Source organism: Arthrobacter sp. P1_B3 (genome assembly GCF_056406615.1).
Genome location: NZ_JBFTZV010000040.1, coordinates 1 through 24,865 on the forward strand (window position 1 = coordinate 1; position 24,865 = coordinate 24,865).

General features: G+C 62.9%; 26 protein-coding genes and 1 pseudogene. 9 read left to right on the plus strand and 18 right to left on the minus strand.

Annotated features, from left to right (window positions below; translation table 11 throughout):
• Window positions 1-215: transposase (locus AC1D2F_RS22690; RefSeq protein WP_476967780.1), on the plus strand; the 215-nt coding region annotated here is incomplete at its 5' end.
• A gap of 275 nt (window positions 216-490) precedes the next feature.
• Here AC1D2F_RS22690 and AC1D2F_RS22695 read toward each other — a convergent pair.
• The 3 genes from AC1D2F_RS22695 to AC1D2F_RS22705 form a co-directional block, all read right to left on the minus strand.
• Entirely contained in the window at window positions 491-778 is a 288-nt protein-coding gene (locus AC1D2F_RS22695) for a hypothetical protein (protein WP_476967781.1), read from the minus strand.
• Window positions 779-827: 49 nt separating this feature from the next.
• Window positions 828-1,874: an LLM class oxidoreductase gene (locus AC1D2F_RS22700; protein WP_476967782.1), complete on the minus strand. Its 1,047-nt coding sequence runs from the start codon at window positions 1,872-1,874 to the stop codon at window positions 828-830.
• Window positions 1,875-1,985: 111 nt separating this feature from the next.
• On the minus strand, window positions 1,986-3,017 hold the full coding sequence (locus tag AC1D2F_RS22705; RefSeq protein ID WP_476967783.1) for an SLAC1 family transporter: 1,032 nt from the start codon (window positions 3,015-3,017) through the stop codon (window positions 1,986-1,988).
• Window positions 3,018-3,126: 109 nt separating this feature from the next.
• Here AC1D2F_RS22705 and AC1D2F_RS22710 point away from each other — a divergent pair, with 109 nt between their 5' ends.
• Window positions 3,127-3,684, plus strand: a complete 558-nt coding sequence (locus AC1D2F_RS22710; protein ID WP_476967784.1) for a TetR/AcrR family transcriptional regulator — start codon at window positions 3,127-3,129, stop codon at window positions 3,682-3,684.
• 42 nt (window positions 3,685-3,726) lie between these two features.
• Here AC1D2F_RS22710 and AC1D2F_RS22715 read toward each other — a convergent pair whose 3' ends face one another.
• From AC1D2F_RS22715 to AC1D2F_RS22725, 3 genes are read right to left on the minus strand one after another with little or no spacing between them, the layout of a single operon-like run.
• A complete protein-coding gene (locus AC1D2F_RS22715) occupies window positions 3,727-4,242 on the minus strand; it encodes a mismatch-specific DNA-glycosylase (protein WP_476967785.1) in 516 nt (171 codons plus the stop codon).
• Window positions 4,148-5,350 (minus strand): YbfB/YjiJ family MFS transporter, encoded by a 1,203-nt coding sequence (locus AC1D2F_RS22720; RefSeq protein ID WP_476967786.1) that lies wholly within the window; start codon window positions 5,348-5,350, stop codon window positions 4,148-4,150. The genes AC1D2F_RS22715 and AC1D2F_RS22720 overlap by 95 nt, the downstream gene beginning before the upstream one ends.
• A 47-nt stretch (window positions 5,351-5,397) precedes the next feature.
• The gene (locus AC1D2F_RS22725) at window positions 5,398-5,607 is read right to left on the minus strand and encodes a muconolactone Delta-isomerase family protein (RefSeq protein WP_476967787.1); all 210 of its coding nucleotides are present in this window, start codon (window positions 5,605-5,607) and stop codon (window positions 5,398-5,400) included.
• Between the two features lie 49 nt (window positions 5,608-5,656).
• Here AC1D2F_RS22725 and AC1D2F_RS22730 point away from each other — a divergent pair.
• Window positions 5,657-5,924 (plus strand): annotated as a pseudogene (locus AC1D2F_RS22730) (hypothetical protein); the annotation flags it as partial.
• Window positions 5,925-5,960: 36 nt separating this feature from the next.
• Here AC1D2F_RS22730 and AC1D2F_RS22735 read toward each other — a convergent pair.
• From AC1D2F_RS22735 to AC1D2F_RS22755, 5 genes are all read right to left on the minus strand, one after another.
• Window positions 5,961-6,350, minus strand: coding sequence for a YciI family protein (locus AC1D2F_RS22735; protein ID WP_476967788.1), 390 nt, complete (start codon window positions 6,348-6,350; stop codon window positions 5,961-5,963).
• A gap of 173 nt (window positions 6,351-6,523) precedes the next feature.
• Window positions 6,524-6,979, minus strand: a complete 456-nt coding sequence (locus AC1D2F_RS22740; RefSeq protein WP_476967789.1) for an SRPBCC family protein — start codon at window positions 6,977-6,979, stop codon at window positions 6,524-6,526.
• Complete coding sequence (locus AC1D2F_RS22745; protein WP_476967790.1) at window positions 6,976-7,488, minus strand: DoxX family protein; 513 nt, start codon at window positions 7,486-7,488, stop codon at window positions 6,976-6,978. The genes AC1D2F_RS22740 and AC1D2F_RS22745 overlap by 4 nt, the downstream gene beginning before the upstream one ends.
• 1,128 nt (window positions 7,489-8,616) lie before the next feature.
• On the minus strand, window positions 8,617-9,135 hold the full coding sequence (locus tag AC1D2F_RS22750; protein ID WP_476967791.1) for a glycoside hydrolase family 15 protein: 519 nt from the start codon (window positions 9,133-9,135) through the stop codon (window positions 8,617-8,619).
• A 1,079-nt stretch (window positions 9,136-10,214) separates the two neighbouring features.
• Entirely contained in the window at window positions 10,215-11,144 is a 930-nt protein-coding gene (locus AC1D2F_RS22755) for a LysR family transcriptional regulator (RefSeq protein WP_476967792.1), read from the minus strand.
• Window positions 11,145-11,347: 203 nt separating this feature from the next.
• Between AC1D2F_RS22755 and AC1D2F_RS22760 the strand changes: the two genes are divergently transcribed.
• The 5 genes from AC1D2F_RS22760 (at window position 11,348) to AC1D2F_RS22780 (ending at window position 16,526) form a co-directional block, all read left to right on the plus strand.
• The gene (locus tag AC1D2F_RS22760; RefSeq protein WP_476967793.1) at window positions 11,348-11,851 is read left to right on the plus strand and encodes a flavin reductase family protein; all 504 of its coding nucleotides are present in this window, start codon (window positions 11,348-11,350) and stop codon (window positions 11,849-11,851) included.
• Window positions 11,852-11,922: 71 nt separating this feature from the next.
• A complete protein-coding gene (locus AC1D2F_RS22765; protein WP_476967794.1) occupies window positions 11,923-13,440 on the plus strand; it encodes a 4-hydroxyphenylacetate 3-hydroxylase family protein in 1,518 nt (505 codons plus the stop codon).
• Between the two features lie 399 nt (window positions 13,441-13,839).
• Window positions 13,840-14,895, plus strand: a complete 1,056-nt coding sequence (locus tag AC1D2F_RS22770) for a maleylacetate reductase (protein ID WP_476967805.1) — start codon at window positions 13,840-13,842, stop codon at window positions 14,893-14,895.
• A gap of 17 nt (window positions 14,896-14,912) precedes the next feature.
• Window positions 14,913-15,821: a dioxygenase family protein gene (locus tag AC1D2F_RS22775; protein ID WP_476967795.1), complete on the plus strand. Its 909-nt coding sequence runs from the start codon at window positions 14,913-14,915 to the stop codon at window positions 15,819-15,821.
• 9 nt (window positions 15,822-15,830) lie between these two features.
• Complete coding sequence (locus tag AC1D2F_RS22780; protein ID WP_476967796.1) at window positions 15,831-16,526, plus strand: molybdate ABC transporter substrate-binding protein; 696 nt, start codon at window positions 15,831-15,833, stop codon at window positions 16,524-16,526.
• Window positions 16,527-16,994: 468 nt separating this feature from the next.
• Here the strand turns inward: AC1D2F_RS22780 and AC1D2F_RS22785 are convergent, their stop codons facing one another.
• The 7 genes from AC1D2F_RS22785 to AC1D2F_RS22815 form a co-directional block, all read right to left on the minus strand.
• On the minus strand, window positions 16,995-17,579 hold the full coding sequence (locus AC1D2F_RS22785; protein WP_476967797.1) for a hypothetical protein: 585 nt from the start codon (window positions 17,577-17,579) through the stop codon (window positions 16,995-16,997).
• Window positions 17,576-20,287, minus strand: coding sequence for a tyrosine-type recombinase/integrase (locus AC1D2F_RS22790; protein WP_476967798.1), 2,712 nt, complete (start codon window positions 20,285-20,287; stop codon window positions 17,576-17,578). Before AC1D2F_RS22790 ends, AC1D2F_RS22785 begins: the two co-directional genes overlap by 4 nt.
• The gene (locus tag AC1D2F_RS22795; protein WP_476967799.1) at window positions 20,284-21,477 is read right to left on the minus strand and encodes a tyrosine-type recombinase/integrase; all 1,194 of its coding nucleotides are present in this window, start codon (window positions 21,475-21,477) and stop codon (window positions 20,284-20,286) included. Before AC1D2F_RS22795 ends, AC1D2F_RS22790 begins: the two co-directional genes overlap by 4 nt.
• A gap of 49 nt (window positions 21,478-21,526) precedes the next feature.
• Window positions 21,527-21,796, minus strand: coding sequence for a hypothetical protein (locus AC1D2F_RS22800; RefSeq protein ID WP_476967800.1), 270 nt, complete (start codon window positions 21,794-21,796; stop codon window positions 21,527-21,529).
• On the minus strand, window positions 21,777-22,109 hold the full coding sequence (locus tag AC1D2F_RS22805) for a hypothetical protein (RefSeq protein ID WP_476967801.1): 333 nt from the start codon (window positions 22,107-22,109) through the stop codon (window positions 21,777-21,779). Before AC1D2F_RS22805 ends, AC1D2F_RS22800 begins: the two co-directional genes overlap by 20 nt.
• Window positions 22,110-22,445: 336 nt before the next feature.
• Entirely contained in the window at window positions 22,446-23,102 is a 657-nt protein-coding gene (locus tag AC1D2F_RS22810) for a helicase associated domain-containing protein (protein ID WP_476967802.1), read from the minus strand.
• A 117-nt stretch (window positions 23,103-23,219) separates the two neighbouring features.
• Window positions 23,220-23,396 carry a CsbD family protein gene (locus AC1D2F_RS22815; RefSeq protein ID WP_476967803.1) on the minus strand — a complete coding sequence of 59 codons (177 nt, stop codon included), beginning with the start codon at window positions 23,394-23,396 and terminating at the stop codon, window positions 23,220-23,222.
• Window positions 23,397-23,924: 528 nt separating this feature from the next.
• On the opposite strand from AC1D2F_RS22815, the gene AC1D2F_RS22820 reads away from it, so the two are divergent.
• Window positions 23,925-24,353, plus strand: coding sequence for a hypothetical protein (locus AC1D2F_RS22820; protein WP_476967804.1), 429 nt, complete (start codon window positions 23,925-23,927; stop codon window positions 24,351-24,353).
• The last annotated feature ends 512 nt before the right edge of the window (window positions 24,354-24,865 follow it).

Genomic DNA, 24,865 nt, shown 5'->3' on the forward strand with positions numbered 1-24,865 from the left:
TCTGCGACCCACATTCGCCCTGGCAGCGCGGCAGCAACGAAAACACCAACGGGCTCCTCCGCGAGTACTTCCCGAAAAGCACCGATCTGTCGTTCCACGGGCCCGGAATCCTCGAGAACGTCGCCGCGGAACTCAACCGCCGGCCACGCAAACGACACGGCTACCGAACGCCCGCAGAAGTCCTCGCCGAGCTAGTCTCGAACCCAGCCAACTAAATCCCGTGTTGCAGGCACCACTGGAATTCGCCGGTCAGCCGCGGATTCCATTACGAGACACGCTAGGGACGTTAGAAACTTTGGCTGGGACATTGGTTCTATTTTGAGGAAGCGGGGACGGCTGGACGACCTGGCGGAAGCCAATCCTTCCGCCGCTGAGGAGGGCAGATTCAATTAGTCCGCTGCCGGGCCAGACCTACTTAGTCGGACAGCATTCCGGTGGGATGCCGTCTCCTGCATGACCCAATGCGAACTTGGGAACTCGTCAATCCTGACTAGCTGGTTTCAAGACGTTTCTGGAGTTGCTGCGCAAAGTCCTCGTATGCGGCAGCGATGTCTTCGAGGTCGATCATTGGAGGGAAGTCGATTACGGGTTGATGCTCGGCCAGGAAGCGGGCGGTTTCCTCCACAACCCGTTTCCCGTCGGCCTCCGCCAGCCCAATGCGTTCAAGATAATCGGGATCGGTTCGGAAAAGGGACTCCACCGTCTGCCCTTCTGCTTCCGCCCGTACGGTGTACTCATTGTCATTCACCAGATCGATCCGGAATGTGTTGTGGTCCATGAAGGCAGCGTACGCCGCCCCGGCGGGAGGCACCTCGAGGTGGCGTTTGCTATCTCGCGTCATGATGAGTGGCTCCCGTCAGAGCAGGTAGCGCCCGATGTGCGAGGTTTCCGGCCGGGAAGTGAGGCAGGACGTACTCGCTCAATTCGGTCATGACCTCGGAGACGGGCCGGCGGCTGTGTTTGAAGTTGATCATCAGCTGATCAATGCCGATGTCCTGCCAGTCGTGCAGGAATTGCAGTAGTGGTTCCCGCCCGAGGGACAGGCCTTGGTGGATGGCGCGGGGAGTGGATTTCGGGTCCTCGGTGAGGTCGATGTAGGTGGCCTGGTTAAAGGGTTTGTATCCCGGTTCCCCACGCTGTGCCGTGAGCCGGCGCCAGCGCTTGATATTCAATTCCTGCTGCTGCAACGGCAAGGTATAGAACAGCCATCCGTCGGCGTTTGCCGCGATCCAGTCGATCTCCTGTTGGCCCCGCCCGGTCATGAATACCGGGAGCCGGGAGTGGCTCGGTTTGGGCAGCAGATCGGTTCCGCTCATGGTCCCAAGGGTGGAGGCGATGGTGGGGAAGTGACTCTCTGTTGCCTGGCGCAGATAGGACAGTGCTTCGCGGAAACGTTCGCCTCGGCCCTCGTAGTCCGCCCCGTAGGCCGGATATTCGACGGCACGGTCTCCTGTTGCGACTCCGAGCAGCAGCCGTCCGCCGGAGAGCTGGTCGATGCTGGTGGCGGCCTTGGCTGTGTCCAGCGGGTGGCGTAGAGGCAACACCACACTGGAGGTGCCTAATCCGATGGTCTTGGTGCTCGCGGCGAGGTATCCGAGGTAGGCCCAGGTGTCGAATACCTGCGCGGCATCACCGAAGTGGGGGTCCAGCAGCGGGACGTCGCGGACCCACACGGTCGCGAAACCGGCATTCTCGGCTTGCTGGGTCAGGCCCACATGGTTCTGCAGGGCAGGGATGGGCCCGTCGAAGCCTTCCAGCGGTGTGATGACACCAAGGGTCATGCCGTGTGGATGGAACGACCGTTTGAGGCCGGGGTGTTCGGGGAAGGGGCGGGGTGTTGCCCCGGTAATGTCGGGGGCTTGTGATTCGTTCATAGTTGGTTGCCTATTATTGGGCTGCTAATGAGGTGTTCTAGAGTTCGCGAAGGGGACCTCGGGAAGTGATGCGTTCAGATTCGCAGGCTTGATTTCTTATATGCGGTGTGATTATTCCTGCTCCCCGATCGCCTGCTTCTCGGCGGCTGAGGGCTGTCGCCGTGCCGCAAGGGTGGTGGTGATAAGCAGGAGGATGGATTTCGTTGCGATGGCCAGCACGAGGGCCGTAACGGCGGCGAGCACTGCAATTGTGATGGCCTGCCAGGCAAACGGTTGGAGCTGGTGCAGCCAGGTGATGGCGAGTGCGGCGACACTGGCCACGGGGAAGGTGAATGACCAGAAGCCGAGTGAGAACGGCAGTGCGCGGTAGCGCGGCAAGAGCATTATCTGGATTAGCACCATGAACGCCGTCATCGCCGACAAGCCCTCGAACAGGTGATTGGCCTGGCCGCCTGAGATCCTAAGCCATGCCGCTGATGCGACGGCCGGGGGAGCGATCATGATCGCCAGTGTCGGGATGAGGGGTGCGGGCATGGTGGGGCGGAGCGCGAGCCGGAGGAAGAAGAACACGGAGATCACCAGCCAGAAGAAGATGCCGATCGCGAAGCTTCCAACGGCAAGCCAGTCGAGTCCCGTTTCAGCTGCGGTGAGTGCACCGACCAGGCCGGCTGCGCTGATGGGCAGGAAGTATCCGCCATGAACGGATTCCAGTGGCATCTCTCCGCGCATCCAGAAGCTGAGCATCCATGTGGCGAACGCGGCTGCTGCAGCCATGGAGATCAATGTCAGCACGGTTCCGGCAAGCGGGACCGTGCGGTGCAGGCCTGCTCCGATCAGCATCGCGGCGATGGGAAGCAATGCCGCCAGCGGACCCTGGGCGAAGTGCATGAGCTGATGAGCGAGCGGTTGGTCGGTTCGCGTGCCGCGGTGCACGTGCACCGCGAGAGTCCAGATCCAGGAGACCGCAGCGGTCAGCCAGAATGCCTGTCCTAGTCCGGACGGGAGGCCGAGCGCCGATGTCGCCACGGTCCAGACTTGGGCGAGGCCGGCCAGTCCCAGGGGGATGGCGAGCGTGTTCAACGGGACACGCGTGCGCACGCCTGTCGCAGAGGTGACGTGCGCTGAGAGCAGTTGAGCAGACAACGGAATGCCTTCCTGATAGGGGGTGTGGGGCCCGGGATTGGTCGCATGAGGAGTTTTTGACCTTGAAGTACAATATCATGCGGGTTACTCTTTTTCTATGGGTAGACCGATGCAGTTCCAGGCCGATGAGGCTGTCGAGAGGGCGATGGATCTGTTCTGGCGCCAGGGTTATGCCGGAACGACTCCGCAGGAGTTGGCCAGTGAGCTGGGGATCGGCAAAGGCAGCCTCTACAACACGTTTGATAGCAAACACGAGCTGTTCATGCGTGCCCTTCGGCGCTACAGCGAAACACGACTCGAGTATCTGACGGAGCTGTTCTCAGCACCTGGGCCGATCCGGCCGCGCCTCAAAGAGGCGATGACTGTCCTTGCCGGCGTGGGCGAGCACCAGCGGGGCTGCGTCATGGTCAATGCTGCCGCGGAGCTCGGCGCCGCCGACAACGACGTGAACAGCACCGCGGACGATCTTTTCACGCGGATCGAAGAAGTGTTTCGGCAAGCAATCGCACAGGGGCAAAAGTCCGGGGAATTCGCCGTGGATCAGATTCCTGACACTGCAGCCAGCCAACTGCTTGCCTCGGTGGTCGGGCTTAGCGTGCTCGTCAAGGCAGGTGGGGCATCGGAAAGGTGCCGCGCAGTCATCGACGGCATCGTCGACGGCTTGTGAGGTCGACGAGCATCCACCATCAGATCCGGCAGGCGCCGCAGATCATGCTGATCCTGTGAACAGTTCGATCCCGGCCACGGTGGCGACTTCCCGGTAGGCGTTTGCCAGGTCAGCGAGGCTCGCGCGTCTGTTCAAGCCGCTCGGGTTCGGGACCACCCAGACCGGAACGCCGCCGAGAGGATCCGCCTGATGCCCGACCCTCGCCTGAGGCCGGGCGAAGGCAGTCCGGTAAGCGGTGATTCCCAATACCGCCACCACTGCCGGCGCGACGCGTTCAACGCGCTCGGAAAGGCCCTCGGCTCCAGTGATGAGTTGCTTCGTTGTGAGTTCGTCTGCGCGTGCCGACGCTCCCGCAACGAGGGAGGTGATGCCCAGGCCCCGCTCAAGCAGATGTGCCAGGTCTTCGGGAAACGCGGAGCCTGGGCGGCATCCTTGAATGAAGTTCCAGTCTTCGTCGGTCGCTTCAGGGGCGCGGGTCGAGTGTTGGGAAGCGGACCCTGAGTACCGCGGCCGCGAGGGCGGCAAGACTGACGACGGCTGCGCCAATGAGAAGAGCATCGTGATATCCGTGGTTCAGCACTGGTGTGACTAACAGCGGGCCGAGGATTTGGCCGACGCTGTACCCCGTGGTGAGCAGGGCAACTGCACGCGGGAACTTCAGGTGCTCTCCGATGGCGAGGGCGATCGTTCCGATACCAAGGAACGTTGCGCCGAACAGGGTGGCAGAGATGATCGCCGGCACCACTCCGCCGAACAGTGCCGGAAGCGCGATGCCGATCGCTTGCACCACGAGTGCGGCGAACAGGAGCGTTGGCCGGTAAAACCGGTGCCCGAGCCAGGCCCATAGCGCGGAGGACGGCAGGGCCGCGAGGCCAACGAGTACCCAAGCTCCGCTGCCGATCCATCCGGGGCTGGATTGATCGATGGCTGCGACGAGGAAGGTACCGGCGATGATGTAGCCGATTCCTTCGAGCGAGTAGCTCACCAGTAGTGCGGAGAACCAGCGGCGAGTGCGTGAGTAGGACACTTTCAGAGCACCATCCAGTGCGGCGCCGTCCGGGCCGGCGGCCGGTTGTTGGGTTTTCAGTGTCCAGGCCAGGGATGAAAGGACTGCGGCAAGAATGGCTGAGGCGATCCAGGCAACGCTCCAGTTGGAAATGGAACGAAGGGCCAGCACGAGGATTCCGGAAAGGGCAATTCCAGCCCCCACACCGCCAAAGGCCCACCCGATGAGGTGACTGCCGTGCGCTCGAAGATGCGTCAGCATGGAACTGACCGCGATCATGAACACCAGGGCGCTGGCGAGTCCCGCGATGAGTCGCAGCACAAACCATATGGCTCCGTTCTCGGTGATGGGCATGCCCGCGAGGGTCAAGACAACGACGACCAGTGATATTCGAAGCGTGACCTTCGATTGAAGGAGTCGCGGAAGGAAGATCCCAGCCATAGCCCCTGCAAGGTAGCCGGCGTAGTTGGCTGTTGCGATGACGCCTCCGAGTTGGGCGGTCAAATGTGCCTGGGTGACCATCAGAGGGAGGATCGGCGTGTACACGAACCGGCCGATGCCCATTCCGGCTGCAAGGGCCGCTGCCACCTGGCCGACAACGATCCACGGTGAAGAACCGGATTTCAACGTTCCATCAGAACAGGTTCTTATCGTTGCCATGGGCTTTCGTCTCTTTCATACTTTCGTATTCGGATCGCTTGCGGCCTTTAGGCGCCCTTGCTCGCCGGGTCATTCGGGTGGGGATTGAGAGGTGTGATTTCGACCGTCATCCATGCATGGAGAGGCAGGGTTGCGACGATGCTCCTTAGCTCGCTCTCGCTCTCTGCCCTCCAGAGGCCAAGAGTTCGCCACTCACCCGGCCCGACCGGAGGTCTCCACAAGCGCAGAAGGTAACCCTGCTCCGCAAGCTGCGGCACGTCCGGTCATTGCCAGCCCGCTGTGGCGGACGACGGTGCCGCAGGGGCTCCTTTCGCTGCGATCGAGTCAGCCATCGGCCGGGAATCTTTAGCCGAGAGCATCGCCCACGCCAAAGAACTGACCCTGCCGGCGCTCGATGATCACCTTGCTCTCGTCAATACCCAATTCACCACTCTGCGAAGATACACGCCAGAGTTTCTTGCAGTCCTTGACACCCCGCGCAACTCCCGCCGCGCAGGACTGGCTGGATGCCATCAATGTCATCCGTGCCCTGAATGCCGCCGGTGCCAGAAAGCTCCGGGACGATGCACCGAGCTGTGCGCGACAATGCAAAGCGTCCGAGAAACAAGCATCACCTGAAATCGGCGGTGCCGTCTGACAACGTCGAATGCACAGCAAATGACCCCTCATTCACCTGCCACGGAACCAATCGGTACTTCCGGATGCCATTTGCATGGAACGGATCTCTGTCGGCAATCTCCTCGGCTTCCGCGAACGAATCGGCTCGAATCACGAAAAGGCCGGATCCTTCGAACCTATAATTCTTGTCAAGCATGGGACCGGCGAGAAAGAGAATCCCGGAACGTTCCAAATCAGCCAGCCATTGCTTGTGCGGTTTCAGATGCGACCGAATTTCTTCCGGCGACAGCTCCACAGGTTCCGTGAAGCAGAGAAAAAATACCTTTTGCGCACCAGCATGCCGCTCATCAGGCCTTGCCTGTGCGCGCTTGTCCAAAGTCATTGTTGACCATCCAATCTAAAAAGTTGGTGAGGGTTTCGTGATTCCGGGGAATCCCGTCATCGCTATATCTGGCGGAGCGATCTCGACCTCGTGCCCCGATAAGCGGACTTTCGCGGAAAAATCGAAATCTCTTGAGACGACTGATTGGATTCGACGCTATCGGCGCGGCGGTGTCAGCGTTCGGCGAGTTCGGCGAGTCTGTCGAGGGACGCTCGGAGGTTGTCAGCAGTCGTTGCCTGGGCGCGCGCGAGTCGCTTCTCATCGGTCAACTGGGACCAGTCAAATGTGTGCGTTACCTGGCTATGTGCCTGGTCCAGGGCCGCTACTTCCCAGCGCCACAGGTGACCTGGAGGTTGTTGGCCTGGGTCCGAGGGTAGCCAGGCGATGCGGCGGCCCTCTTCGAACTCTACGACGTGATTCTCCCGGATGCTGCCCACGGTGAGTGTCATGGTGAACACATCGCCCACATCGCGTATGCGTTGTCCCTCTGGGGCTTCTGCCAGATTCTTGTTTCCGTCCCATCGGGGCTGTTGCGAGGGCTCAGCAATCAGGTCAAAGATGTGTTCTGCCCTGGCTGCGATCTCCCGGCTGACAGTAACCATGCGGGGAGCCGGGTTGTTGTTCGTCATGACACTGGTTGAGGCGTGCCAGACAAGACGATACGCGCGCGAGTTGCGACAGCAAGTCCCGACAAGACGGCGACGGCAGCTGCCGCTGTTCCCCAGCCCGCGCCCGACAAGGCATCTCCGAATACAGCGTTGTCCAAGGACCAACGACCGGATCCAGTGAATGCAATTGCGATCGCCACGATGCCGTAGACCAGTGGGAGTTCATAGCCACCTTGGGTTGCCCACAAGCCCTTGGACAGAGAAACAGAGCCGGCGACAAACATCGTTCCGGCGGCGATGGCAGAAGCCAGCGGCGTCAGGAAGCCCACCGCGAGCAATGTGCCCGCCAGCAGCTCGGACACTCCGGCGATTGCTGCCATCATTTGCCCGGGTCGGTGACCCCAAGCATCGAACAGCGCGCCCATTTTGACAAGCCCACCACCGCGGAACCATCCGAGGAGCTTCTGCAACGCGTGTCCAGCGAGAAGAGCGCCGAGCACCACTCTAAGAAGCAGCAGTCCGATTTCCATTTATTTGCCTCCAGCTATTCGAAATTGCGAGCTTGCCAGGCCCGTTGTGGTCAGTTAAAAGTCGAGCCATAAGTGCCGGGCCAGGCCCGGAGATGGTTCTCCAGCCACCGGATCGGGACCAGGTTTCCGCGATCCTCAATCACGCCAGATTCGACAGAGAGCATCTGCGTCAGCAAAAGCACCGCTTGGCCCGGTGTAAGCCGATCGATGCTGTTCTTGACCGGCCGGGTGAAAAAACCATAGAAGTGACGGACCTCTCGCGTCCAACAGTTCCAACGAATGCCACCCATCGACGAAGCCGATGCGCGTAGACATCAGGAACGTCGCCAAACGTGACTGCGTTCGAGAAGTCGAGCCTTCTCAGTCGCGCTGTGGCGTCGGTCGGCCCCATACGCAACTATCGGTCCGACCGATGGGTGGCATTAATAGCATCTGTTGGACAGATCAACATGGCACGCATACCGTTTGGGGTAACAGAGGTCCGACGCCGACAGGGGCCACCACTGGAGGGAAGTAAATCCGATGATGTCCCGTCGTATCGCACACCAGCAGACGTGACCGACCCACCTCGGGAGTAACGGGAAGGTCCTGGCCAGCACCCCGCCGGCGGCTACGTTCCCGCCAGTTCCCTACCTAGCGAGAAAGACAGCGCGAGATGACACGAGAAGAAGCCTACGCACGGTGCCCCTCGGATTCGTACGTGGAATTTTATGGCGGCCAATGGCTCGTAGTCCCGTTTGCGCCCGTCCAGCAGCCTGTCTTCTTCACGTGTGTTCCCGGCAATGGCTGGGTCACCCGCCATTGATCGTTTCGTCGACGAACCGCGACCTCGAGGTAATGCGATGAGCCCTCTGTGCCATCCGGCCAGGATATCCCGACGCTCCCGATCCTTGGACAAGGAAGCCTACAAGGGCCGAAATGTAGTTGAACGCTGCTTCAAGCGGCCCAAATGGCGTGGCATCGCGACCAGAAGCGACAAAACAGCACGCAGCTACGTCGCGGGCGCACGCTCGTCTCGGCCCTGATCTGGATCAAATCAGGGATTTAGCAACACGACATAATCTGCAGCGTCGACAGCCAGACTGAGGCGGTCGACCCCATGCATAGCGTCGGCCGCCCTGACCAGGGTCAAGTGTGAGAATGCCTGGGAAAGTTCCCGGCCATCCGCCTTTCGTTCGTTGCGTACTCTTCACTAAGCAGACCGAGCTCGTTGGCAAGCCCTACGAGTTTGTCCATCAGGATCTTTGCCTCGATCTGTCGCCCTGTACGCGCATACTGCTCCACGAGCCAGAAGGAGCATGCGAGGAAAGGATGTTCACCCGGTTCCAGGCCGTCAACGCCACTCTCCGTTCGATAGCGCAGCAAAAGGCCGTCGTCGGTGAGGAGTTCTTCTTCCAGCCGTGCGACTGTGCCGAGCATGTGCTCGTCGTTGTAGGGGAGAAAACCGACTTGTGGCATGACTAGTAATGCAGCGTCTGTTTGAGCTCCGCCATAGGTTTGCGTAAAAGAGCCAATCCTCCGGTCGAAACCCTCGCGCATTATCTCTTCACGCAACCGCTCACGGAGGTGCTCCCACTTTTCAGCATCTCCAGGTAATCCGTGGATCCGTACCGCCCGGATCCCGCTGTTGAAGGCGGCCCACATCATCACTCGGGAGTGACCCGTTTGGGTAGTTTGTTGCGTAGATCGCGCCGTACGACAGCCGGATGTATGAGCCCACAGCTTCGTTCCCCTCAAAGATGACCGAGCCCAGGCTGCTGTGGCCGCTCCTTCGTTCCCTCGCCCGGGGCCGCGGACGCTCCGCTCTCCCGGCTAGCGGAGCTGCTCCGAGAGGCAGTCCTGCCCTTGCGGGCAGACACACAGCTGACTTTCACGCGGTCCTCCGGACCGGCCATGGCCAGCAGGACCGGCGCCGCCGTCGACCCGTTGTCACGGACACGGCTCACCCAAGGCAGGACCGTTGAATATCCGGGCCGGATCCGAAGTTCCTTGCAGCGGCCGCCGCTTCGCGCTCACGGAAGTCCACCCAACGTCAGATTTACTTTTCCTTCCCCGAAGGAGGGCTTAGTATCCATGCTCCTGTCACTTGCGGGTAGGGGAAAGGCTAATTTTGGAAGGTTTAAACCAGCGCAAACGCCCCCACGTCGCTGAACTCACCTCGAATGGCGTTTCCGGTCGGTGTCCAGCCCGACAGCGACGCGGCTTGCAAGGCATTCGATGCCGTCTTCCGAAGACGGAAGATGCGCCGACTCCGCATCCCCTGTCCCGCAAGGGAATGGCTTGGATAGGGCGGGGCGGGTGTAGGGGGTGCGGCTCGTCCCCGATGATCGTGATTGAGCCCTCAAACCGGCGCGCCTGGCGGACTCTGCTGCTGCGACTCCCGCGGCGGATGCGCCGACCACGAAACGCCGGCTGAGGTCATCGACGAACCAGGGTCGCAGCGACCGGGCCAACTCCCGCTCCCGCGGCCGCCTCGGACTCGGGTTCGCTGGGCACATCCGCCCCGTCCGGGCGGCGATAGACGCGCGGTGCGGTCTCCTCACACCATCCGTAGCCCTCGCACCGCCCTGCTTGCAGCGACAACTCCATGGCGATTCCGTGCACGTGCCATGCTCTGGTCGCCGTGTTCGATCGGGGGAGAAATGTGGTCCTCGACTCCATTTGACGAGTGCGCGAGGGTCATGAGAATACGCAGATGTGGACATCGCGCGGCTCTCAAAAGGGGATCAGCTCTGGTGCATAGCCTGCGGGTCGAGAGCTGCCGCGGCAGCTGACACCCGGGACCGAAACCAGCGATGGCCGGCGTCATTGGTGTGCCGAGGGTTCCAGTACATGGCCATATTGATGTCCGGAACCGAAATGGGTGGCTCGGCCAGTCTGAGCCCTTCCATCGGCAGCATCGTGGTCGAGCGCTCCAAGACCAAGCAGGCGAGTCTGGTCCCTCGGATAAGGAGCGGCGCCATCAGAAAGCTCTCGACCGTTAGCTCGACGCGCCGTTCAATGCCGAGGCTGGCCAGGTGCTGGTCGGCGAGGTTGAGGCGCCTGTCCTTGCCGATCGAATACATCATGTGCGGCATGGCCAGGTAATCGTTGAGATTCAAGTCCGAATGGTCGTGCAAGGTGCTGTCGAGCATGCACAACCATCGGTCGGTGAACAACAGCCTGTTCGGAAAGTTGGATTGCCCCATCGTTTCACGGGGCTCGATGACGAGGTCAGCACGGTCCTGACGCAGAAGGGAAAGCACATCCTCGGATCGGGGCAGGAGATTGATCGTGACGTTGGGAGCCTCCGCGGCGAGGGTTTTGATCAGCGGGCCGAGGAGAACGGCTGTTCCGTAGTCCGACGCACTGATCGAGAAGGACCTGGCCGCGGTCGAGGGCGCGAACTCGTCCTGCTCTTCGAAGATCGCCTCGAGTCGCTGCAAGATCTCCTGCACGGGCTGGATAAGGGCTTCCGCACGGCCCGTGAGGGTTAGCGTTCGCCCGGTTTTGACCATGAGTGGATCGTCGAACAATCGTCGCAGTCGCGCGAGCGACCCGCTCATCGCCGATTGGCTGAGATGCAGCCGCCGCCCGGCCTCCGTGACGCTGCGGGTGTGCAACAGCGCATCGAGGTCGACGAGAAGGTTCAAATCGATCCGTCGAAGGTCGTACATGCCACCATGATACATCGGTCTAACCGATGGCACGCATCCGTGACATCCGTTGGACCGCATTCAGAACTCGCCGTACGGTTTTTTTGTCAGATAGATCACACTTCTCTGGTTCACGGGCAACGAAGCACACCAATCGTGGGGTCTGCCCAGCCTGAACGAACCCGACTAATCCCGGCAGATGCTGCCGGACCTGGGAGGACAACATGGAACAAACAATCGCGCGGCCGGTGGATCAGGCCGTATTCCGAAATGTAGTCGGACACTTCGCAAGTGGAGTGACCATCGTGACGACCGAGGATGCCGGCGTTCGATATGGGGCGACGATCAGCGCAGTGTCGTCCCTGTCCGCGGAGCCCCCGATGGTGCTGGCGTGCGTGAACCAGCGGCTCGGGACCCATGCCGCGATCGTCAAGGCGCGCCGCTTTACCATCAACATCCTGGGCGAGGATCAGGGTTCCCTCGCTCACACCTTCGCGACACCCGGCGCGGACAAGTTCCGCGGCGTTGAGGTGATCGAGGACGATCACGGACTACGCCTCGCCGAAGCACTCGCCCATCTCTCATGCCGGGTCGTGGACGAGGTCACAGCAGGCACTCACCGGATCTTCCTCGCCGAGGTGGTGGAAGCGCATGCGGGAAGTGGCAGCCCGCTTTCGTATTTCCGAGGCCGCTTCGGCAGCTTCGCGCCTTTCGAAAAGGCGTCCTAGCTCGGCAAACAAACCGCAAACCAAGTTTCACCCAAATAGTAGATGCCCGATGAGGGCAGGAAAGCAGTAACGTGCGAACTGGCAAGGAATACCTCGAGGCTCTCAACGACGGGCGTCGCGTCTGGGTCGGCGATGAGCCCGTCGACAATGTGGCCACCCATCCGAAAACGCGGGCGTACGCGCACCGAATCGCAGAGTTCTACGACCTGCACCACCGTCCGGATCTGGAGGCGGACATGACCTTCGTGGACGATGACGGTGTCCGACGGTCCATGATGTGGTTCCAGCACCGCAGCAAGGCCGACCTGCAGCGCAAGCGCCGATACATGGAGGTCGTGCTCCGCGAGCTGGGCGGAGGAGCGACCCCTCGGACGCCCGACGTCAACAACTATGTGCTGATGACCTACGTCGACGATCCAAAGCCTTGGAGTGACCAGTCGGTCGGCACCGGCGGTCGGGACCTCACCGCGGGGATTCTCGACTTCTGGAACGAGGTGCGCGATGGCGACCTGAACGCGCCGCCTGCGTTCGTCGACCCGCAGGCGGACCGCTCCCGGGAGTCAGCCCAAGCAGACTCCCCCGCTCTTCGGGTAGTGGGCATGTCGGAGGAGGGCATCACCGTTCGCGGCGTGAAGGCCATCGGCACCGGTGCCGCGTTCGGCGACTGGATCCACATCGGCGTCTTCTACCGTCCGGGGATCGTCTCGGAGCAGATCATCTTTGCAGCAGTGCCTCCGAACGCTCCGGGGGTGACCGTGGTCTGCCGCGAGAGCAACGTGCGTGATGGCGAGGACATCGAGCACCCCCTTGCGTCCAAGGGCGACGAGCTGGACAGCGTCATCATCTTCGAGGACGTCGAGATCCCGTGGAACAGGGTGTTTCACGTCGGCAACCCTGAGCACGCCTCGCTGTACCCGCAGCGTGTCTTTGACTGGCTGCACTACCAGGCGCTCGTGCGGCAGATGGTGCGCGCTGAGCTGATGCTTGGGCTCACCCTCTTGATCACCGAGCACATCGGCACCTACCAACTGCCACCTGTGCAGGCGCGCATCGCACAGTTCGCGGGCTTCCACCAGACCATCAAGGCGCATGTGATCGCGTCGGAGGACCAGGGATTCATGACGCCGGGTGGTCACTACAAGCCCAACGTGCTGATGTTCGACTTCGGGCGCGCGTACTACCTCGAGAACGCGCCCCGCATGGTCAACGAGCTGATCGACCTCGCCGGCCGTGCCGCGCTGGTCTTCCCGACCGAGGGACAGTGGAACGCGCCAGAACTCCGCCCGTGGCTGGAGGCCTTGCAGACCGGGCCGGTTGGTAGGCCGCACGATCGCATCAAGATCAGCCGCGTGATCCGGGACCTGTTCCTCTCGGACTGGGGTGACCGGATCAGCGTGTTCGAGAACTTCAACGGGACCCCGCTGTTGGCGATCCGCAATCTGACCATGAAGCGTGCGGAGCTGTCGCCGCAGGGCCAGATCACCGAGCTCGCTCGGCGGGTCTGCGGCATCGTCCTGGATGCCCCGGCGGAGGAAGAGACGGCGTACGCCGCGCAGGCTGCCTATGCCCGTCGCCAGGACGCTTCGTGACCGACTACAGAATGCAATGTGCATGTAGGAGATCGTCCGTATCTGTGTCTTCACAGCGTTGTGAGACACGAACAGTTCGTCGGCGACCTCTCGCAAGGTGATTGGTCCGGCCAAGGCCCGCAGGACTCGACGTCCCCTCGTTGGGGGGTCCTGCGGGCCGAGCCCGCCGGTGCGGCGGTGGAACCACACCTGCCGAGCCGGTCCAGCTCGCGCCGCAGGGCATTGCACATACTTCGGGCCTGTGGCTCGAGGATATCCACGACCGTTCCATTAACGGCGAGTCGCGCTCTGCAGGGACCTGCGGAACACTCTTCCGCGGGCGGCATCAATCGATTTTTTGAGCGACAGACAAACCAACTATCGACTATATCTGGTCGAATGTTCGAGGAGGAAGCGGCCATGGGCCTGGTATTTGAGCACGTGACATTGGGGCAGCGCGTGCTGTTCGGGTCAGGAAAAGCGGCAGAGCATTTGGCTGCCGAGGTTGCACGGCTCGGAGCCAAGCGCGTGATGGTCATGGCTTCTCCGTCCGGACGGGCGCTGGCGGAGAAGGTCGCCTCCGGCATCAAAGTCATTCTGTGGCACACGGAAATTGTGATGCACGTGCCTGCGGAGACGACCGGGGCCGCCCGGGCTTCGGCGGCCGAACACGACATCGATCTAATCGTGTGTATGGGCGGCGGCTCGACTACTGGTCTCGCCAAGGCGGTCGCCCTGGTTTCCGGCATCCCGATCATCGCGATACCCACAACCTATGCCGGGTCCGAAGCCACCAACGTCTGGGGACTGACTGAAGCGTCCCGGAAAACCACCGGGGTGGACGACAAGGTCCTGCCCGCCACGGTGATTTACGACGCCTCCCTGACCCTATCCCTTCCCGTGGACCTCTCCGTCGCTTCAGGCCTAAACGCTCTGGCCCACTGCGTGGATTCGATGTGGGCACCACGGGCTGACCCGATCAACCAAGCCTTGGCCGCCGAGGGTATCCGCGCGCTAAATCAGGCCCTTCCACTGATCAAGGACGACCCGTCAAGTATCCCGGGCAGGGAACAGGCCCTGTACGGGGCATATCTGTCCGCGGTCGCGTTCGCCTCCGCCGGTCCAGGGATGCACCACAAAATCTGCCATGTCCTGGGCGGTGCCTACAACATGCCCCACGCCCAAACACACGCCATCGTCCTTCCCTACGTTTTGGCGTTCAACACCCCATACGCCGAAGCCCGGATCGCCGGCGCCTTCGGAGCCGTCGACGCCATTAGCGGACTCAACGCCCTGTGCGACACCCTCGATGCGCCCAAGGCCCTGAAAGACCATGGACTTGCCGAAGAAAGCATCCCTGAAGCGGTGAGGCTGATCCTGCCGGCAATCCCCGGCTCCAACCCCCGACCAGTCACCGCGCCCGATCTCGAAGAATTGCTCCGCTCAGCCTGGGCCGGCAGCACCCCTGGACTCTAAGGATAAGGAACAGCACCATGACCACCCAGCCACCTGCAGTAGAGGTTTCACCCGAACAGGCCGCTGTCGAGGAAGGCCTTGTCAGGACAGTCATAGACTCCTTCGAGAACACTCCCAACCCGCGACTGAAGCATCTCATGCAGGCCCTGACCCGGCACCTGCACAACTTCCTCCGCGAAGTCCGCCTCACCGAGGACGAATGGAACGCCGCGATCGAATTCCTCACCGCCGCCGGGCACATCACCGACGACAAACGCCAGGAATTCATCCTGCTCTCGGACGTGCTCGGCGCCACCATGCAGACGATCGCCGTCAACAACCAGGCCTACAAGGGCGCCACCGAAGCGACCATCTTCGGTCCGTTCTTCACTGAAGACGCCCCGGAAATACCCATCGGCGGCGATATCGCCGGCGGTGCCGCCGGTCAGCCCTGCTGGGTCGAGGGCACCGTCACCGACACCGAAGGGTCCCCGGTCCCTGGCGCGCGGATCGAAGTCTGGGAGGCCGATGAAGATGGCTTCTACGACGTCCAGTACACCGACCAGCGCGTCGCCGGACGCGCCCACCTCTTCGCCGACGAAGACGGCAGGTACTCCTTCTGGGGACTCACCCCCACGGCCTACCCGATACCGCATGACGGACCGGTAGGCAAAATGCTCGAATCTGTTGGCCGTTCCCCCGTCCGAGCCTCACACCTGCACTTCATGGTCACCGCCGAAGGCCGGCGGACCCTCGTGACGCACATCTTCGTAGAAGGAGATCCGCAGATCGAAATCGGTGACTCAGTGTTCGGCGTCAAGGACTCCCTGATCAAACGCTTCGAACCCCAAGCCGCCGGCACACCGACACCCGACGGCCGCGACCTGGGCAACCAGGCCTGGGCCCGCACCCGCTTCGACGTCGTCCTGGCCCCCGCCGAGGTCTGAGGAGCAACGGTGACCCCACGGCCTGCCCTCACCTTGTTCTGCGCCATGGCCCTCAGGGGCGCGATCAACGACTCCATCCTGCCCGCATTCACCTGGGCCACCGGCATACTTGTGGACGCCCGTTTCGCCCCGACCAGCACTCTGATCCAGGAGATCACCGCCGGTGCGCGGCCCGACGTGATCATCGGCATCACCGCGGCGCTGGAAGGACTCGACGACGGGATCCTCGACGGCGGTCCGCTGACACCGATCGCCAAAGCCGGCATCGGCGTCGCCGTTGCGCCCGGCGCCGAGATTCCTGAGATTGCGACGGTGGAAAGTCTCACCGGCGCACTGACGGCAGCACGTTCGGTGGCCTACTCACGGAACAGTCCCAGCGGCATCTACTTTGCAAAGCTGCTGCAGGACCTGGGCATCGCCGAACGGATCAACGAGCACGCCACCGTCGTCGATCAGGGCTTTGCCGGCGCGGCGCTGCTGGATGGCCGCGCCGACCTTGCACTGCAGCAGATGAGCGAACTCATCTTCTTCCCGGAGGCCAGAATCGCTGGCCCGCTTCCAGCCGACGTCCAGCACTACACGGCATTCTCCGCCGGGGTCGCTCTCCAGACTAAGAACAGTGCCGGCTCCGGCTCACTGACCATGTTCTTGAGTACAAAGCTCGCGCGTGACGCCTACAGCGGTGCAGGCCTCGATCCAAGCTAATTTCCGCGGTTCAGTCGCGCCATTGCCATCCGGGTGGAGCCCAGCCTTCGGGTCCGTGCTGCGTGTAGTTCCAGCCACAGCGCGTGCAGGTGTAGTTCACCGCGGATCGGGTCATCCCTTCGGTTTCCGGGCTGTAGTGGGTGGGAACAAAAGGAACCAGTCACACCAGAGACGGTGGCCACGGACGAATCCATGGCCACCGGGACGCTCCTGCTGCCCGCCCTCTTGCCCGGACCGGTGCCGGCTTGATGGCCTTCGGCGTCCTCGCCGCTGCCGTCCGCCGCTACCCACTCTGCTGCAGGCCAGCACCGTCGCTGCCCTGTGGGGAACAACCAGCCGTGGCCCCTTCGGTCGCCAGACTCAAACACATTTTCTCAGGAGATGAACGGGGCAGCCTGGTGTCAGTGAGGTGGGGTGATTGAACGGATGTTCGCTCGTCGGCTAGGCGTTTATCGTCCGGCATTCAGCTCATTTGGCTGGCTGTGCCATACCGGCGCGGTTGAGTTGTGACATCAGTGAGCGGTTGACGCTGTGCGCGGCTTGGAGGTCTGATGTCACTCCCGCAAGCTCTTGCTGAAATCGATGGGCTTCCTGCGTCGCCTCGCTCGCCTGCCGGGAGAGGGCGATGTTCTGGTCCGTCAATTCCTGAACAAGCAGACTTTGGGAGTGCGCGTCCGTACCATCGATCTGGTCCCCGAGCAGTTCAGAGATGCGCTGCTGGCTTCTTCTAATCTCGTAACGGAGCCGCTGGTTCTCCTGGCGCAGGAGGTCACGTTCGACCTGGAGGGAAGCGGAAGAGGTGTTCGTTTCTCCGGGTGCGGGGCTCTGGGCGGCACTGCCGGTTTGGGCTTTCCTGACAGCTGCCATCAGCGGCTCCTGCCGCACAAGCCAAGGGCTGACACGGGCGCGGCGGGCAACCTCCGCGACCGTGATGGGCGTGCGCGTGCGTTCCATTGCCGCAATCGTGGCGAGGACTGCTTGTCGTTTAGCTTTGCTGTCCTTCCTTCGTTGTTGCACCATAGCCGCTGATTTGGGCTCTGAACCTGTGATCATGCGTCGTCCTCTTTTCGCCCCTGTCGGATCCGCAGGCTTCCGACCGGAATGAAGGGCTTTTCAATGGCCGTCGGTATGGCGGTACGGAGCCGGCGCAGCACTGCGGAGGCTTCCGCCAAGGAGTCCCGTTCGCTGTCGGGCAGGCCAGCCAGCCGCGACTCCTGCGCCCCGATGAGGGCTGCGAAGGCCGCGATCTCGTTCTTGGTGTCCGAGATCAGCGACTGGCGCAGGCTTTGGGCGATCTGCCAGGCCAGATCCTCTTTCATCCGTTCCAGATGTGCCTTCAGGTCGGGCAGATGGGACGGGTCCGACCTGAAGAACGTGCAGCCGCCGCACTGGAAGCGGGCAGGGCACGCCTTGCCGGCAGCTTTGATGTTGGTTGGTTCGGTGCAGTTGCCGAACGGTACGGCGACGGCGGCCATCGAGTACAGCTCTTCAGCGACCGGGGCGTGGGCGCCGTGAGTGTCAAAGGAGAGCCGCTTGACGGACTCGATGGCTTTGCGTTTTCGTGCATTGGTCACCGTGTAGTATTGCGCGGTTGTGTCGGCGGATCTGTGGTCCATGAGGCGACGGAGGGTCTCCTGCGGGACGCCGGCGTCGGCCAGGCGCTGGCAGTAGGAGTGACGGAACGCGTAGGCGAACACATCCGTTTTGCAGAACGGAATCCCAGCCCCGGATCCGTTGTGCGGGCCGGGCAGGTCGGGGAGCTGGTGATCGATCCAGTCCCGGAGCCGTTTGTTGAACCAGGCTGTCTTGAGGTGCTTGTCCCGGGCTCGGGGCCGGAACGTTGGAAAGAGCCATTCCTGCTGCCCGGCCGGTGCCCGCGCGACGTGATGGTCCCGGATGGTGAACCATGATTCCAAGGCTTGCGCCGTTTCTTCCCATATGGGCAGTCGCCGGCCTCTGCGTCTTCCTTTGTCGTTGTGCCACAGCAGGGTGGCTTGGCCGGTGCCGTCGTAGCTGAGGCATTCACGGCGGAGGCCCGCCGTTTCGCCGGGCCGGCGTCCGGCATCGCGCAGGAGAGTCAGGTAGCAGGTGAACGCTGCCTTATAGACGTCGTTGGGGGCAGCAGCCGATGCCGGGTTGGAGACCCGTGCTGTGGGCAACTGGTCGAAGAGGTACTCGATGACGGGCTCGGGAACTGCGCGGCCGCTCTCATCGTCGGCGTCTGCCCCTGGGTTGTCCTCAAGGGGGATCCGCAGGTCGTAGTCGAGGGCAAAGGAGAGCCTGGTGTGTTCGAACAGGTCCGAGTTCTTCCGGGCGTAGTCGATCATCCCGGCCAGCGTCGATCCGAGGAACCGTTTGTAGCCGTTGGTCAGGGGCTGCCCGTCCAGCCGAGTCAAGCCCGCCAATGCCTGTGCCAGCACCTTGCCATGTTCACGGGTCAGTTCGGACGCATTGGTGGGCGGAGGGAGGTCCCGCACCGTGCATTGGACGACAAAATCGGTGCAGAGCCGTGCGACATGAGTGATGAGGGTCGTCGGGGAGGTCTCCGTGGTGGACCGCTCCAGGACCCACAGCTTGGTCATTTGCCGGGCCCAATCCAGTCTGATGGGCCGGAAATCCAGGGCCGCCATGGAGCGTGTGGACGCGCGCCGGTTGGACGATGTCGTCAGCAGCCCGAACGGGACGAGGTCGGATTGGAGAAGATCACCGTTGGTCGACCAGGGGACGTAGCGTTCCAGCAATCTGGCGCGCACCACCCGGAAGATGGACCAGGCGTTGACGGAACGCAGGAGACGGCCCTCCGCGAGGGCGCCGGTGTCGGCGTTCAGGAAGGATGTCGTGGCAGGCGGGAACTGTAGCGCCGCGGCGATGAGGGCCCTGGTCGTGACGATATTGACCGGGAAACCAAGGCGGTCCTGATGCTGCAGGGACCACAGCAGCTCCGTGGCCAGTCCCGGGTGCCGCCGCCGCAGCGGGTCAAGGTCGAGCCGGTACCCGCCGGGCCTGGGTACCGGGGCGTGGATTTCCCGGTAGCCTTCAGGTTCCAGGGAGACGACGGCTTCCCGTTCGAGGTGCAGGGCCAGTTCGCTCTGGTCTTTGATGAGCTGTGCGTGCAGTCTGCAGATGCCCATCTGGTTGGCCGGGTGACGTTTGTACCCGCACCACGGAACTGCGCAGTATTCCGGTGGTGCAACCGGTTTGGTGGCTTGGGAAGCGATCCATGCCTGAATGTCCTCGATTGTGCCGTGGGGCTGGTGGCCCAGGCACAGCGGAGGGAGTCGGTCCTTTTGCTGGTGCCATCGTTTGGGGTTCCCCTCCGTCGCGGCCATCAAGGGCACGCCGAGGCCTTTGCTGCGGTTGGTGCAGTTCGTGACCGAGCAAAGGATCGGGACGACACGGGATGCCCAGTTCGTGCCCTGCAGCTCTAGCGCCCGGTTGATCCAGGCCTCGGTGCTTATGGCACCCATGCGTTTGGTGTGACGACTGTGCCGGCCGGTGCAGACATTGCACAGTTCGCTGCGGCGTGTGAATGAGGGCCCATGGCAACCGGGGAACCTGCACCGGTTCACGAGTGTGCCGAGGTGGCCGGGGATCCCGGTGAAGACCCACGCCGCACCGTCCCATTCGCCGGGCCGCCAATCAGCCGGGATTTCCTGGGCAAGCATGTGCTGGAACGCCGAAAGGTCCACGGCCGGGTCAACCGGCTCCGCCGGGACCGGGACCGGATCGAGATGGGCGGCAGTGGATGGTCCGACACTCATGAGGGTCTCGGCGAACCGAACCTGACGCCTTCGATGGCGTCGCGGAGGTCCTGGTCGGTGGCGTGTTCGTACACCAGTTGGGAGGCGGCGCTGCGGTGTCCGAGCAGTTCCTGGACGTCCCGCGCGGGCACACCGGCACGCTTCCAACGGGTTGCCGCCGTGTGTCTTGTCATGTGCGGGTTCACCCGCAGCCCTTCCCTGCCCGAAGTCCGGTAAAACATCTTGACGGCGTTGGAGTACTTCAACGCCTTCCCTGCGTGGGCCCGGGAATACAGATTGACGAAGACCATCGGGCTGGGATCATGGGCCAAGCGGTCGATGCGGTCCTCCAGGTACAAGTAGTACAGAGTGCAGACAGCTTCGGTGACCGGGACCGCGCGCGGCTTTGAGGATTTGGACAGAGCGGCATTGGGATTCTGCCGCCGCCGGACATGGATGTGCGGCCCTGCTGACGCGCATTTGAGGGCGCGTGAGTCATGGAACAGATGCAGATCCTCTGTCCGCAGCCCCAACGCCTCACCAATCCGGACCCCTGTCTCAAGCATCAGTGCGACCAGGAAACGGTCACGACGGTTCGCGACCGTCCCCAAAAATGACTCCACACCGGGCTCATCGATCAGCTTCGGGGCTTCTTCGACTTCCTTGACCCGCACCGCCCTGGCCTTGGAAACCTGGCCAGGCAGGAGCCTGTCACCGGAAAAGCCGTAGGCGATTCTGGTCTCGTAGAAACCCGCGGCAGTTTTCTCGCTGATCAGGTCACTGCGGGCCGCCCACATGTAGAACTGGGTTATCGCGGCGGCGTACTGATTCATCGTTTTCCCGCTCCGGTAGCGAGGCTCACGGTATTCCCCGTTGCCTTCCGGGGCGGGCAAGGCCGAGACGGCGAGTTCCCGGATGAACCGGGAAACGACAGGCACGCCGTCCGTCCAGTCCAACCGGGCCGTCCCGAGCCAGGTAAAGAGAGCGGCCAGACGCTGCGCGTAGGCCCTGATGGTGTTCGTGGACCGGGCAGAACCAAGAAGGTAGTGAAGGTAGGCGCTGGCTTCAGGATGAAGTTCGTAGGTGAAGGCGTCCACAACTGCCCAGGACGGGCCTCCAGCTTTGTGGATGACCTTGAACGCGATCCAGCGCCGTGATGTCGGTGCGCTCGGGTAGTTGGTCGAGGGAAACGGAATCAGGGAATGCGCCATACGAACGTACCTCGTTAGGGGTAGATAATCCGTGCGTTCCGAGACGACCCTAGTTCAGAACACACATCGCTGTGAACCCCATCTGAGGGTAGATAAGGCGGACCTGCACGCGCCAGTATTCGATGCTGACCAGGTCGCCGCTGCCGACGGCCGCCGTGCGCCGGGTGTCCCACCAGGAATCCCGGGCGAACCAGTGCACCGGGTCGGCGGCCACCGCCCAGATCCGGCCCTCCAACCGGACGGCCAGGGGGGTGCCGGCCGGGGTGAATCGGACGTCCACGGCAACGTCCAGGGCTGTTTCATTCGCTACTGCTGTCACGGTCTACGCGCTCTCCCAAGTTCCTGTTCATCATTTCTTCCCGGCGAGTGACCGCTGAACTCCAAACCCAGGTCCGGTAGGTCACCGGCCCGTCCTTCCACGTCACTTCCACGGCCTTGGCCGTCCAGGCATAGACCTCACCGTCCACCAGCTCGGCGCAGTTCGGGAACCGGATCCACGCCTTCACCGGAATCCCGGGGAACCCGTTTTTGGCGGGGAAGTGCTCGAAATCGAGCTCGTCCACCGTCAGCCCAATCGGGCCGGCACGGCGGGCATAGTGCGCCTGCAACCGGGCCGCCTGTTCCGGGTTCATACCCTCAGTCTAGAACTGACCTTCGATTTCAAATTTCACCCCTAGTAAATTTATTCGAATAATAGACGTGGGATTGAGCATGGGGGAGGGGTCCGACAATCAAACGGGTTGCACCCAGTGGGGGACAGCTTTGAGCTGTGCGGTGGGCTCCACCTGTCCCCAATGGGCACAACCGGGGAGGTCAGCGACTTGTGAGGAAAGCCTCCGCGCGAATCCAGGGACTCAAGCGCGGAGGCTCCCGGTTCTCCAAGCTGGGGGGACTGGAGAACCTATGTAATTCTACTGGCCCGGCGTGACGTCCCTGGCCCGCTGGCCGCTGGGGCCGTAGCCTTGCGGTCACCGCAGGCGAGGGCGGCCCCGGGTCCTTCCGGTCTGCCATCCGGGAACTGCATCGTCCAGGTGTTTGAGTTTCACAGCGTCGAGTTCGCCGCGGCGGAGTTTGTACCGCTGGGTGTGGATCCACACGCCGAGGGTGTGTTCCCGCTTTGCGTCGGCCTTCCCGTGGCGTGGCCAGTCGTTGCCTTCCTCGCGGTAGGCCGCGAGCTGGGAGAGTCGGTAGTGCCAGCGGGCTTCGTCTTCGGCCTCCCTGCGGTTGTCGGCCCACCCCGGCACGCGGGCAAGACCGTCACGGTAGGCCGGGTCCAGGGTGCCTTCGGCTGCTTCGCGCCGCCGCGCGGACAACCACCGCGCCATGGACCGTTCGCCCCGGTCGGCGGAACGGCCGACGGGCAGCCGCCCTTCGGCCGAGACCCAGGCGATGACCTGTTCCATGCGGGCGAGATCCTTGGGGGAAGGGTAAGGAATTGGGGCGGCGCCGGCGGCAGCCTGGTGCTCGGCCTCGAGTCCCGGGTCCTGGCGGCGGGCGATGGCCAGGTGGTATCCGACAGTGGCGGGCTCTGCGTGCACGAGGGCAGCGATGCGTTGCCGGCTCAGTCCGAGCCGGTACATCAGCACCCATTCCGCGTCAGGAGCGCGCCGCAACCGCCTGTCCATAATGGACCCCATCCTGCCACGGCACCTGCCACCACTCCTGGCAGCGGGACCATGTCACCGGGCATAGCGAAGGGCGCACCTCTTGGTCAGAGATGCGCCCTTGGCCTGTGTCCGGGGTCAGTCCTTTTTGAAGGCGTCCTTGACCTTCTCGCCGGCCTGCTTCAAATCACCTTTGGTCTGGTCAGCCTGGCCTTCAGCTTTCAGGCTTTCATCGCCTGCGGCATTTCCGGCAGCTTCCTTGGCCTTACCGCCAGCCTTCTCGGCAGCGTTCTGGATCTTGTCGCCTAGTCCCATGGTGTTTCCTCCTCTGGTTGGCAGCCGCTCAATCCGGCCATGACTCCATAGTAAGCATGCTTAGGGTTGGGATTTCAAGCGCGCTGTGTTCCGTTCATTAGGGGCTGGCGTCCCCGTCCGGTTGGTATGACTTGCGGTCACCGATTTGGAGGGCGTCCGCTGGCGCGGCCGGCTGTGGGGTCCAGTGCTGTCCGTCGCAGGGCTCCGGCCCGCCCTTGGCCCTGCCTTACGTCTTCGACGTCTTTTGGTTGCTGTCCTCCGGATTCTAGGCGTCCGCTCCACCCCGTCTAGCCCCGGTTCCGCAAGCTCCACCGGGGCCTGCGGTGCAGGAAATGTCCCTCCGGCGCTCCTGCGTCGCTGATTCCCTCCAGGAATTTCCGGCCCCTTGCCCTGCGGGTAGACAGGGCTCCGTCGGCCGCCGAGCAAGCGAGCTTGCCAGCAACCAAAAAACAACGGGGGGGAAGGGGAAGCTGGCCGGTCACCAGGGCCGCCCCACCCACCGGAATCCTCTGCAAAAGGAGCACCACCATGAACGCAGTAACCATTAAGACGGTCACAACCCAGGACACCGGGGAGACCATCGACGGCGTAACCGTGCTGGGCGATTACCACATGAACGGCGGCTACGACTGGATGGAACTCATCGGCGAACACGGCTGGGCCGTCATCCCCAGCTGGGGGAGCGACGGCTGGGACCTTGGTAACTGGCCCTATGTCATGGTCGCTGCAACCCGGACCGCTGACAGCATCGGGAACCTGTTCGGCGTGGCCACGTACTGCGAGGGCGACGTGAGCTGCACCTTCTACCGGACCAAGGCCCGGCAATGGGACGCGATCAGCGAACAGGCGTTCTTCCACTGGAGGAACGGCCAGGCCCACGGCCCGGACGACCTGCCCGAAGCCGCCTTGGAACTTCCCAGCCGGTACCGCATGCCGTACATGGCCAACGTCGCCTAAACCGGCTGAAACCTTGCCGGGCGGAACCACCGCCCGGCAAGGTCCGCCCCTGTTCAACAAAGGACCAGGACCGGCCGAAAGGGTCCGGGCGGTCCGCCGCCGGTGGTTGGCTGCCGCTGCTGGTTACCGGCGGCGGACCGCCATTTCCGGGAAGGACCGCAGGTGGAACAGCCAATGTGCCGGCCAGACCGAGGGCGGGGCCGGCATGGGCGGATCCAGGGGAGACGAGGGGCAGGGCATGCTCGCAGGGCTCGCACCCCTTCGGGCGTCCGCTGGCGCGGCCGGCTGTTGGGTCCAGTGCTGTCCGTCGCAGGGCTCCGGCCCGCCCTGGCCCTGCCTTACGTCTTCGACGTTTTTTGGTTGCTGTCCTCCGGATTCTAGGCGTCCGCTCCACCCCGTCTAGCCCCGGTTCCGCAAGCTCCACCGGGGCCTGCGGTGCAGGAAATGTCCCTCCGGCGCTCCTGCGTCGCTGATTTCCTTGAGGGAATTTCCTGCCCCTTGCCCTGCGGGTA

Excerpts from the sequence above, each read along its gene's own strand:
- AC1D2F_RS22695 (WP_476967781.1), bottom strand. The coding sequence starts at position 778 with ATGGACCACAACACATTCCGGATCGATCTGGTGAATGACAATGAGTAC.
- AC1D2F_RS22700 (WP_476967782.1), bottom strand. The coding sequence starts at position 1,874 with ATGAACGAATCACAAGCCCCCGACATTACCGGGGCAACACCCCGCCCC.
- AC1D2F_RS22710 (WP_476967784.1), top strand. The coding sequence starts at position 3,127 with ATGCAGTTCCAGGCCGATGAGGCTGTCGAGAGGGCGATGGATCTGTTC.
- AC1D2F_RS22715 (WP_476967785.1), bottom strand. The coding sequence starts at position 4,242 with ATGCTCTTCTCATTGGCGCAGCCGTCGTCAGTCTTGCCGCCCTCGCGG.
- AC1D2F_RS22720 (WP_476967786.1), bottom strand. The coding sequence starts at position 5,350 with ATGGCAACGATAAGAACCTGTTCTGATGGAACGTTGAAATCCGGTTCT.
- AC1D2F_RS22735 (WP_476967788.1), bottom strand. The coding sequence starts at position 6,350 with ATGACTTTGGACAAGCGCGCACAGGCAAGGCCTGATGAGCGGCATGCT.
- AC1D2F_RS22740 (WP_476967789.1), bottom strand. The coding sequence starts at position 6,979 with ATGACGAACAACAACCCGGCTCCCCGCATGGTTACTGTCAGCCGGGAG.
- AC1D2F_RS22745 (WP_476967790.1), bottom strand. The coding sequence starts at position 7,488 with ATGGAAATCGGACTGCTGCTTCTTAGAGTGGTGCTCGGCGCTCTTCTC.
- AC1D2F_RS22750 (WP_476967791.1), bottom strand. The coding sequence starts at position 9,135 with ATGATGTGGGCCGCCTTCAACAGCGGGATCCGGGCGGTACGGATCCAC.
- AC1D2F_RS22755 (WP_476967792.1), bottom strand. The coding sequence starts at position 11,144 with ATGTACGACCTTCGACGGATCGATTTGAACCTTCTCGTCGACCTCGAT.
- AC1D2F_RS22760 (WP_476967793.1), top strand. The coding sequence starts at position 11,348 with ATGGAACAAACAATCGCGCGGCCGGTGGATCAGGCCGTATTCCGAAAT.
- AC1D2F_RS22770 (WP_476967805.1), top strand. The coding sequence starts at position 13,840 with ATGGGCCTGGTATTTGAGCACGTGACATTGGGGCAGCGCGTGCTGTTC.
- AC1D2F_RS22775 (WP_476967795.1), top strand. The coding sequence starts at position 14,913 with ATGACCACCCAGCCACCTGCAGTAGAGGTTTCACCCGAACAGGCCGCT.
- AC1D2F_RS22785 (WP_476967797.1), bottom strand. The coding sequence starts at position 17,579 with ATGATCACAGGTTCAGAGCCCAAATCAGCGGCTATGGTGCAACAACGA.
- AC1D2F_RS22790 (WP_476967798.1), bottom strand. The coding sequence starts at position 20,287 with ATGAGTGTCGGACCATCCACTGCCGCCCATCTCGATCCGGTCCCGGTC.
- AC1D2F_RS22795 (WP_476967799.1), bottom strand. The coding sequence starts at position 21,477 with ATGGCGCATTCCCTGATTCCGTTTCCCTCGACCAACTACCCGAGCGCA.
- AC1D2F_RS22805 (WP_476967801.1), bottom strand. The coding sequence starts at position 22,109 with ATGAACCCGGAACAGGCGGCCCGGTTGCAGGCGCACTATGCCCGCCGT.
- AC1D2F_RS22810 (WP_476967802.1), bottom strand. The coding sequence starts at position 23,102 with ATGGACAGGCGGTTGCGGCGCGCTCCTGACGCGGAATGGGTGCTGATG.
- AC1D2F_RS22815 (WP_476967803.1), bottom strand. The coding sequence starts at position 23,396 with ATGGGACTAGGCGACAAGATCCAGAACGCTGCCGAGAAGGCTGGCGGT.
- AC1D2F_RS22820 (WP_476967804.1), top strand. The coding sequence starts at position 23,925 with ATGAACGCAGTAACCATTAAGACGGTCACAACCCAGGACACCGGGGAG.